This window comes from Coprococcus sp. RTP21428st1_C9_RTP21428_210409 (genome assembly GCF_040227395.1).
GTDB classification, from domain to species: Bacteria; Bacillota; Clostridia; order Lachnospirales; family Lachnospiraceae; genus Coprococcus; species Coprococcus aceti.
The window spans coordinates 1-8200 of the sequence record NZ_JBEHVV010000099.1 but is presented as its reverse complement, the minus strand read 5'-3'; the positions used below and the strand labels follow the sequence as shown (position 1 = coordinate 8200).

General features: G+C 45.5%; 12 protein-coding genes and 1 pseudogene. 1 reads left to right on the top strand and 12 read right to left on the bottom strand.

Features of this window, described 5'->3' with window-relative positions:
- The 12 genes and pseudogenes from ABUA34_RS13350 to ABUA34_RS13295 form a co-directional block, all read right to left on the bottom strand.
- Window positions 1–1271, bottom strand: a pseudogene (locus ABUA34_RS13350) (SpoIIE family protein phosphatase); the annotation flags it as partial.
- A gap of 95 nt (window positions 1272–1366) precedes the next feature.
- Window positions 1367–1687 carry an FtsB family cell division protein gene (locus ABUA34_RS13345; protein WP_055145071.1) on the bottom strand — a complete coding sequence of 107 codons (321 nt, stop codon included), beginning with the start codon at window positions 1685–1687 and terminating at the stop codon, window positions 1367–1369.
- 130 nt (window positions 1688–1817) lie between these two features.
- Window positions 1818–2150 (bottom strand): spore cortex biosynthesis protein YabQ, encoded by a 333-nt coding sequence (gene yabQ, locus ABUA34_RS13340; RefSeq protein WP_238051102.1) that lies wholly within the window; start codon window positions 2148–2150, stop codon window positions 1818–1820.
- Between the two features lie 8 nt (window positions 2151–2158).
- Entirely contained in the window at window positions 2159–2431 is a 273-nt protein-coding gene (locus ABUA34_RS13335) for a YabP/YqfC family sporulation protein (RefSeq protein WP_055272159.1), read from the bottom strand.
- An 89-nt stretch (window positions 2432–2520) separates the two neighbouring features.
- On the bottom strand, window positions 2521–2760 hold the full coding sequence (locus ABUA34_RS13330) for an RNA-binding S4 domain-containing protein (protein WP_015534610.1): 240 nt from the start codon (window positions 2758–2760) through the stop codon (window positions 2521–2523).
- Between the two features lie 16 nt (window positions 2761–2776).
- The gene (hbs, locus tag ABUA34_RS13325) at window positions 2777–3049 is read right to left on the bottom strand and encodes a non-specific DNA-binding protein Hbs (RefSeq protein WP_015534609.1); all 273 of its coding nucleotides are present in this window, start codon (window positions 3047–3049) and stop codon (window positions 2777–2779) included.
- A gap of 187 nt (window positions 3050–3236) precedes the next feature.
- Window positions 3237–3782, bottom strand: coding sequence for a stage V sporulation protein T (spoVT, locus tag ABUA34_RS13320; protein ID WP_015534608.1), 546 nt, complete (start codon window positions 3780–3782; stop codon window positions 3237–3239).
- Between the two features lie 69 nt (window positions 3783–3851).
- Complete coding sequence (locus tag ABUA34_RS13315; RefSeq protein ID WP_015534607.1) at window positions 3852–5726, bottom strand: hybrid sensor histidine kinase/response regulator; 1875 nt, start codon at window positions 5724–5726, stop codon at window positions 3852–3854.
- 11 nt (window positions 5727–5737) lie between these two features.
- A complete protein-coding gene (locus ABUA34_RS13310; RefSeq protein ID WP_015534606.1) occupies window positions 5738–5866 on the bottom strand; it encodes a hypothetical protein in 129 nt (42 codons plus the stop codon).
- Window positions 5867–5877: 11 nt separating this feature from the next.
- Window positions 5878–6051: a hypothetical protein gene (locus tag ABUA34_RS13305; RefSeq protein WP_349823470.1), complete on the bottom strand. Its 174-nt coding sequence runs from the start codon at window positions 6049–6051 to the stop codon at window positions 5878–5880.
- 37 nt (window positions 6052–6088) lie between these two features.
- A complete protein-coding gene (locus tag ABUA34_RS13300; protein ID WP_022217002.1) occupies window positions 6089–6436 on the bottom strand; it encodes an Hpt domain-containing protein in 348 nt (115 codons plus the stop codon).
- Entirely contained in the window at window positions 6433–7542 is a 1110-nt protein-coding gene (locus ABUA34_RS13295) for an HD domain-containing phosphohydrolase (RefSeq protein ID WP_161171344.1), read from the bottom strand. The genes ABUA34_RS13300 and ABUA34_RS13295 overlap by 4 nt, the downstream gene beginning before the upstream one ends.
- Window positions 7543–7794: 252 nt before the next feature.
- On the opposite strand from ABUA34_RS13295, the gene ABUA34_RS13290 reads away from it, so the two are divergent.
- Window positions 7795–8200: GAF domain-containing protein (locus ABUA34_RS13290; RefSeq protein WP_502880273.1), on the top strand; the 406-nt coding region annotated here is incomplete at its 3' end.

Here is an 8200-nt window from a genome sequence, read left to right as displayed (position 1 = left end):
ATGGAGGCCGTGACCCTGACCTCGTCCATCCCCAGCGATCTTATCTGCCCCAGCAGCTTTTCATCGGATATCTCCCTCGCCTCACCTATCAGATCTATCTGTCTCCTGAAGCCATCCACGAGCTCGCCGATCTGTCCCAGGCTTATCGCCGGCTCATCGCTCCCGGCAAATGTATAATCGAGCCGTCTGAACACATTTGCCATATCTTCTATCTTGCAGGCCGTGAGTCTGTTAATCTCCGCAGCGGCTGCCTGAAGACACGCCGGATCTGTCTCCTCATCCATGGCGCCCAGCAGAGCACCAGGTATACACGCAAACAATACGACCGGAACGGCGATATTTATATAGTAAAATGCAATCTCCCGCCCAGAGCCGTTCCACAGCACTGTTCCATCCGCCACGGAGGCAAGAACGCACCCCAGAACATAGAACAGACTTGCAGACACCTTTCTTCTCCCGGTGAGTGCCCGGCCTATGAGCATGACCAGCGTCACAAGGAGCATCCACATGAGCCACCTGCTGTCATTCAGCTTGACCGACACGATGCTTCCCGCCACCGCCGCCATTCCGCATCCGTACACCGCTCCAGTTCTATACACCGCGTACAATATCAGAACCAGAGCAAGCATAAATGCCGGATTCACACCGTAGATATCCTCACCCGGAACAACCCACAGAACGACCGCCGCCAGCGCCATGAGGCTCACTATGCCCTGACTTATATTCCAGCTCTCATCCCTCTCCACATCCGAGGCATCCCCGCAGATATATGTATATAGAAGTCCAATCCCCGGTTTCAGTATCACACTGGCACACATGAATATCGCAGCCTCCACCACTCCATAAGCTGCAGCCATAAGCATGTTATCCGCATATACCACTATGTTTCCCATAAGCACGGCAGCCGACATGACGACGATCACCCTTACATACGATCTGGAATTTCTGGAATACACGATCTTCATAAGACACATCGCAAGTCCCAGCAGCACCAGATATTTCTCCGTCACCATCACACCGGAATACACAGGCCCCGGTATCATATACTCATATGCGTGCAACAGCCCTGCTATGCCCATAGATCCGGCTGCGACTCCCGCCGCACACCCGATGCAGGTTATCATGTATCTCCCACACACCGCACAGGCCGCCACATACACAGCCAGAACCACCGGGGCTATCCCCCAGACCATGCATAAGCCGCTGACCATACACAGAATAGCCACCGCCATCACTCCGACGAACCCATTCACCTTTTCTCTCATCAACATTTTCCCGCCTTCCTGTTCATAGTGACAAGAAGTATATCCGTCAAATGCGCAAAAAAATAGCGAATGCTGAAATCAGCATCCGCTATGTTCTGACTTTATTCCTCAGGCTTTACCACGATCTCGTCAGGATATATGAGACCGAGCTGTGATCTGGCCACATCCTCAACATACTCATCTGTCTGCATATATTTCTCACGCTCTTCAAGCTTCTTATAATCTTCCTTCGCACTGTCAAGCTGTTCCTGAAGCTCCGCAGCCTGAACCTGCAGGCTCTCCTTCTGTGCTTTCAGGCTCTGTGCTTTGTACAGTACAACCACTGCCAGCAATATCAGACAGCTCACAACCAGAACCATTCCAAGCTTCGTTGTGATCTTGTTATTCTTTTTTGACTTTGATCTGCCGACCGTCTTACTCATTAGAAACTCCCCATTCATTACTTTATTACTTGTCTTTTCTTGTAATAATATACAAAAAGTTCGTAGCCAAACGAACATATTGACATAATTTTACTATTTAAGACTAATTATGTCAACGCACTTTTTGCCGTCACATTTTCACATTTTTTGAATCTTGTTTTTTCTTACACAATATATGGTTTGCAATTTTCGAAGCAGCCCAATTTATAGTAAAAAATACAAGTAAAAAGCTTGAAAAAAATCCTAAAAAAATATATAGTCTCAGATCTCCGTCACAGCATATGTAACTGACCGCCATAACTACTACACTTAATATCAACCAAAGTGTAATATCGCATATCCACGCCACCGCGCGGCTGTTCCTAAAGAGCTTTGAGATGAACCAGAACAGCGATCCCAGTACACCTGAGCACGCTCCGGCTGCAACACATATCCCATATCCCCAGAGCTGCCCTGCCGCCATATCGCTCATCACTTGAACAACCCCTTTATAGAAAAAGCACCTTCCTTGTCACCCGAATATATCATGGAGTTGATATTTCCTGTGAGATCCAGTATTCCCTTGTCAAGGTCCAGATTTGTCGCCTGCATATTCTTGCCTATTATCTTGAGTTTCCCCTGCTCGGTCACCAGCAGAACCAGATCAGGATCTATGGATGTGACCTTGCTGATCCCTGTCATGGACAGACTGTTCCTGTTGTCCATGACCACCTTGTGGGTTTTTGCCTTATTAACTTCCCCCATGTTCAGAAACCTTCTCAAGCTATTTAATAAACTATATGAGCCCACAAAAAAAATATGCCGGAATACACTATGTATATTCCGGCATATTTTTACACATACTCAAACATATCCTTGGCATCTTCCTTTTTAGTGGAATCTGCAATCATTGTAACTCTGACCTTCACCGTCTTGTTGCCAAATTCTATCTCGATAACATCTCCAACCTTGACATCGGTTCCGGCCTTAGCCACTTTGTCGTTGACCATGACTCTTCCGGCATCGCATGCCTCGTTCGCCACGGTTCTTCTCTTGATGATTCTGGATACCTTAAGGTATTTATCAAGTCTCATATCAAACCCTTAAAGATTAGTTGATTGAATCCTTTAATGCCTTTCCAGCCTTGAACTTAGGTGCCTTTGAAGCAGCGATTGTCATTGTCTCGCCAGTTCTTGGGTTTCTACCCTCTCTAGCTGGTCTCTCTGATACCTCGAATGTACCAAATCCAACTAACTGAATCTTCTCACCTTTCTTTAACTCATCTGCTACAACGTCTGTGAAAGCCTTTAATGCTGCCTCAGCGTCCTTCTTTGATAATTCTGTCTTCTCAGCGATTGCTGCAACTAATTCTGTCTTATTCATTAGATAATTCCTCCTTTAAAAAATAAATGCTCTCTGTCATCCGCCTGCTACCCGCAAAAGCAGAAAACTCTGAGCTCAACATGTATAGTTATACCTAAAATGGTTATATTTGTCAAGGAAAATAAGGGATTTCGAGGCCGAAACCCCTTGATTTTACTCACTTTTTGCCAAATTCTTGCATTACCGGCTACCCTTCCATCTGTTTGCCCAGAAATGCCGCCGCGATCACCGCTGCTTTTTGCTCTATCTCACCTATTCTGTGTCCGCTGTCACGCACTATCACGATGACAGAGCCCACTGCATCGCCCTCTGATATAATGGTCTGCACCACCTGTCCATCGTAATCCAGGTCGTCTGTGGTTATGTGTATGAACTTCGCATCGCCTTTGCGGGCAACTATCGCTTTCCTGTCGTTTATCACGCTCTCAAGCTCACTGTGAAGCTCCTTGCCCATCAGCTCCTTCTTCGGCATTCCCGCCACCGCTATGACTGAATCCCGGTCCGTGATGGCAACCGGCAGTCCAAGGCTCTGGGATATTGCCTCCACATACTGCTGTGCAAATGCAGTCAGATCAGCCATGGGCGAATACTTCTTGAGAACTATCTCGCCCTCCTTGCCGGTAAATATCTCCAACGGGTCCCCCTCTCTTATCCTGAGAACCTTTCTTATCTCCTTCGGAACGACTATCCTTCCGAGATCGTCTATCCTTCTCACTATTCCTGTCGCCTTCATAAACAGTATTAACCCTCCATTGCATGTTAAATAATTGCTTTGGAGTTATTATGTGGAAAATCATCAAAATTATTCTTCCACGATCCCAGCCAGCGTCATCTTTAGATCCTCTGCGCTTATCGGCTTGGCTATGTATCCGTTCATGCCCACCTCAAAGGCTTTCTTACGGTCTTCGTTGAACGCATTTGCAGTCATAGCGATTATAGGTATATCCGCCAGGCGTCTGTCGTCCAGCTTTCGTATGATCATGGTTGCCTTGTAACCATCCATGTTCGGCATCTGTATATCCATGAGGATGAGATCGTAGTATCCCGGCTCCGCTTTCTCCAGCATGTCTATACACTGGATTCCGTCTGCGGCTCTGTCGACCTCCATGCCCGCACCGGCAAGTATCGTCATTGTTATCTCAGCGTTCAGATCGTTATCCTCCGCCAGGATTATCCTTCTGCCCTCAAATGAATAATCCTCGTTGCGCTTCTCTACCGAACCAGCATCCTCAACATTCTGGGATATACGATGCTCAAGTGTAACAGTAAATGTCGTACCCTTTCCCGGTTCACTCTGCACATCTATATCTCCCCCCATAAGGTCGACTATCTTCTTAACTATAGCCATGCCAAGTCCTGTTCCAAACTGTCCGCTCTCCGTGGATGTCTGTTCCCTGCTGAAATCCTCAAATATATGCTCCAGGAAATCCTCCGACATTCCAATTCCCGTGTCACTGACCACTGTGCGTATCCTCACATAACCATCCCTGTCGCATGGAAGCTCATCGATCTTCACCGCAACGCTGTCTCCTGGAAGAGAATACTTATATGCGTTGTTGATGATGTTCATGAGTATCTCTTTTATCTTCACTACATCACATAGAATATTGTTATGCTTCACATTCACATTCCATGTAAAGTCTATGTTCTTCTCCTTCATCTGACTTTCAAACAGCCAGTACACCGAATCAAGACTTTTAAGTGATATACTGCTCTCGTCCAGTTCTGTCTTGCCGCTCTCTATCCTTGCCATCTCCAATACATTGTTGATAAGGGACAGCAGATAATCACTTGATGATCTGATCTTGGCTATATAATCGCGCGCCTTGTCCTGGTCGGACAGGTTGTCATTCAGAAGGTCTGTGAAGCCTATTATCGCGTTCATAGGGGTTCTTATATCATGAGACATGGAGTTGAGGAACACCGTCTTAGCGTTGTTAGCCTTATTCGCCATATCCAGGGCATTCTCCAGCTCGTGGTTGGCCTTCTCGATAACCTCAAGCTTCTCAACCTTTCTAATATCCTCCATGCAGAGCTCTATATACACGAACATCGCCGAAAGCGTCAGTCCAGCCAGAACATAAGAACCACCCGCAACAATCTGCAACACTGAACATATAAGCGCAGGTATGAGTGCTATAGTTATGATGACGGCAGATCTTTTCTCTCTTCTGGTAATGGAATATACTATCGCACTGACGAGTGTCACAAATACATAGGTATATGGAAGTACCACCTGAAGTGCGAACAATGCTCCTCTGCGATACATGCCCGTATCATCCACGTAGAAAAGCCAGCCTGTCCACCACGAGACCACACACAGCACAATCATCAGAACAAGCGGAATACTGCGCAATGCCCGTATTATCTTTTTTTCCACAAATAATGAATTCTGTATGCTCTCGAAAAAATAAAACCATTCATATGTCACAAATGTCTCTGCGATCATGAATCCGCAATTCAACACAAAAACCACCGCGGCCGGCATACGCACCAGTCCTGCGTCAACCATTCTTACAGGTATATTTATTATCTGGAAAGCAATTACTCCGAATACAAAATGAGAAAACGATCTTATGATCTTATTATTTCTTTGATTAAGACATCTCACACCTATATAGAGCATGATTATCAGTATGGTGTATTCACACATCATCGTCTGCAAGTGCTGTGTCATATTTACCCCCCTTAGCGCAATACGCTGAATTCTCTGTTATGACTGCTCCATACCTCGTAGAGCATTTCCTCAAACTTTCCTATGTTCACCGGCTTGGACAGATATCCCTTCATCCTTGCCCTTGGTAGCATTGAACTCATCAACCAGATCGTCAAATATTGCCTGCTAGGGTTCCATTGTAGTAATGCCATATCTTCAGTGATACCGGATGATCTGGATCAAGATTCACCTTCTTCGCTGTATCGCTGTCTGAATCACCACAACCAGCAAGCATACTCACGGCCATAACAGCCGCCATCATTCTGGCAATAGTCCTCTTCTTCATCTCATAAATCTCTTCTATTTTCTCACACTACAATGATCTATTCAACACTCTTAAGAGCATTTACAGTTATCTTATACTGCTCACTGACCTTCTCATACAAAGCCTCATATCCATCAAGCTCTCTCCCCCTGAGCTTCTCTGTCAGATCCGAGCTCACTGTATACAGATTCTTAAGTCCAAGGTTCAGGCATATCCCCTTCAGTGTATGTGCTGCCCTGAATGCCTTCTCGGCATTCTTCTCCGCAAGAGCCTCTGTCAGTTCATTGTAGCTTCCATCATCTATAAACTTAAGTGCGAATCTCTGTATAAGGCTCTCACTGCCAAGTCTGCCAAGTACATCCTCAAAATCTGCTCCTATTGTATCATAACACTCTCTGATGTTCATATCTGGTTCTCCTTCTTCATCTCATATCTGCACACAAGCTCTTCAAATTCCTGTCTGGACTCCTTGAAGCACTCTATAAGTCTCGGTGAAAATGTTCCACACTCTCCATCAAGTATCATCTGATATGCCTTGCCCTTCTCTATCGCTTTCTTGTACACGCGATCACTCACAAGAGCGTCATACACATCCGCTATGGACACAAGCTGTGCCGATATCGGTATATCCTCACCGGCCAGTCCGTCAGGATAGCCCTTTCCATCATATCTCTCATGATGATGACGGCATATCTCATAGCTGATCTTCTCGTATTCCTCACTCCACGTGCCTGCAATCTGTGTAAGTATCTCACAGCCCTTTGTCGTGTGGGTCTTCATATATTCAAACTCTTCATCTGTAAGCCTGCCCGGCTTCAGGAGCACACTGTCCTTAATGGCTATCTTGCCTATGTCATGAAGTGGACTGGCTGCAACTATTACAGCTATCTTCTCCGGTGTAAGGCCGTACTCCGGATATTTCTCCGCAGCCTTCTCTGCAAGTATATTGGTAAATTCCTTTACCCTCTTGATATGCTCACCGCTCTCAAGATTCCTGTATTCAACAACCGTGCCTAAAACGTCCACTATCTTCTCATTGGTCTCACGTATCTGCTCTGCCTGAGCCTGAAACAGTTTGTTCTTCTCCTCCAGCTCTCTTGTCTGCAGTCTGACTTTATCCTCCAGATGATTCTTGTACATGAACAACTCGGCTGTGTTCTTGACTCTTCTCCTGACCGTAACACTGTCAAATGGCTTTCTTATGAAATCCGTAACACCCATCTCAAGACATTTCACCTCAACATCCCTTGCGGATTCAGCACTTATGACGATAACCGGTATCCTCTCCAGCAGACCATGCTCTCTCATATAATCCAGTACAGCGTATCCATCCACATTCGGCATGATGAGATCCAGCAGCATAACAGTTATCCCCTCGCTATCCGTTTTCAGGATCTCTATCGTCTGTACACCATCTGATGCCTGCAGTACCTCGTACTCATCGCCAAGCGCAACCGCCAGAATCTCTCTGTTCAGTTCGATGTCATCAACAATCAAAACTTTTTCTCTCATTTGATCCACTCCTCAATGTAGTATTATCACTTGCAACTGCTTTTGTATTTTTCACATATTGGATCTTTTGTATAATTACGCAAAATCTTTGTAAATACCCGCATTAATTCTATTGTCTTTAACAAATATTGTCTATGGAATTAATTGACATTAATATGGATTTTTTCTCTCAAAATAGGTAAAATTGTCTTAAAAACAGAGCTTTATGTATTAATATATCAAAAATCTACACACCTAAAGGGGGGGTATTTTATGGATAATTTTGTTATACTACAGCAGATGGTTGCCATTGACAGAGCCCAGAACCGTTTTGAACTCCGAGCATCCATACAGACTCTGCTCCGTATCATCGGAAGTTGCACTTCGTCAGAACGAGTTTATATTTTTGACTGGGATGAGACTGACAACGTATTCCGCAACTCATATGAGTGGTGCGGTGACAATGTGCAGCCATGGATTGACAATCTTCAGTCCGTAGATTCCGCCGACATGCCTTACTGGCTGGAAGCATTTGAGCGCGGCGACAGTATGATCATAGATAACGTGGAGGATGTGAAGGATCTCATGCCTTCCGAGTATCAGCTTCTGGTCATGCAGGATATCCACTCTGAAATAGCATTTCCTATCTTCTATAAGGACCAGCTCAAAGGCTTTATCG

Coding starts and splice junctions, on each gene's coding strand:
- ABUA34_RS13345 (WP_055145071.1), bottom strand. CDS start 1,687: ATGAGTAAGACGGTCGGCAGATCAAAGTCAAAAAAGAATAACAAGATC.
- yabQ (WP_238051102.1), bottom strand. CDS start 2,150: ATGGCGGCAGGGCAGCTCTGGGGATATGGGATATGTGTTGCAGCCGGA.
- ABUA34_RS13335 (WP_055272159.1), bottom strand. CDS start 2,431: ATGGGGGAAGTTAATAAGGCAAAAACCCACAAGGTGGTCATGGACAAC.
- ABUA34_RS13330 (WP_015534610.1), bottom strand. CDS start 2,760: ATGAGACTTGATAAATACCTTAAGGTATCCAGAATCATCAAGAGAAGA.
- hbs (WP_015534609.1), bottom strand. CDS start 3,049: ATGAATAAGACAGAATTAGTTGCAGCAATCGCTGAGAAGACAGAATTA.
- spoVT (WP_015534608.1), bottom strand. CDS start 3,782: ATGAAGGCGACAGGAATAGTGAGAAGGATAGACGATCTCGGAAGGATA.
- ABUA34_RS13315 (WP_015534607.1), bottom strand. CDS start 5,726: ATGACACAGCACTTGCAGACGATGATGTGTGAATACACCATACTGATA.
- ABUA34_RS13310 (WP_015534606.1), bottom strand. CDS start 5,866: ATGAGTTCAATGCTACCAAGGGCAAGGATGAAGGGATATCTGTCCAAG.
- ABUA34_RS13305 (WP_349823470.1), bottom strand. CDS start 6,051: ATGAAGAAGAGGACTATTGCCAGAATGATGGCGGCTGTTATGGCCGTG.
- ABUA34_RS13300 (WP_022217002.1), bottom strand. CDS start 6,436: ATGAACATCAGAGAGTGTTATGATACAATAGGAGCAGATTTTGAGGAT.
- ABUA34_RS13295 (WP_161171344.1), bottom strand. CDS start 7,542: ATGAGAGAAAAAGTTTTGATTGTTGATGACATCGAACTGAACAGAGAG.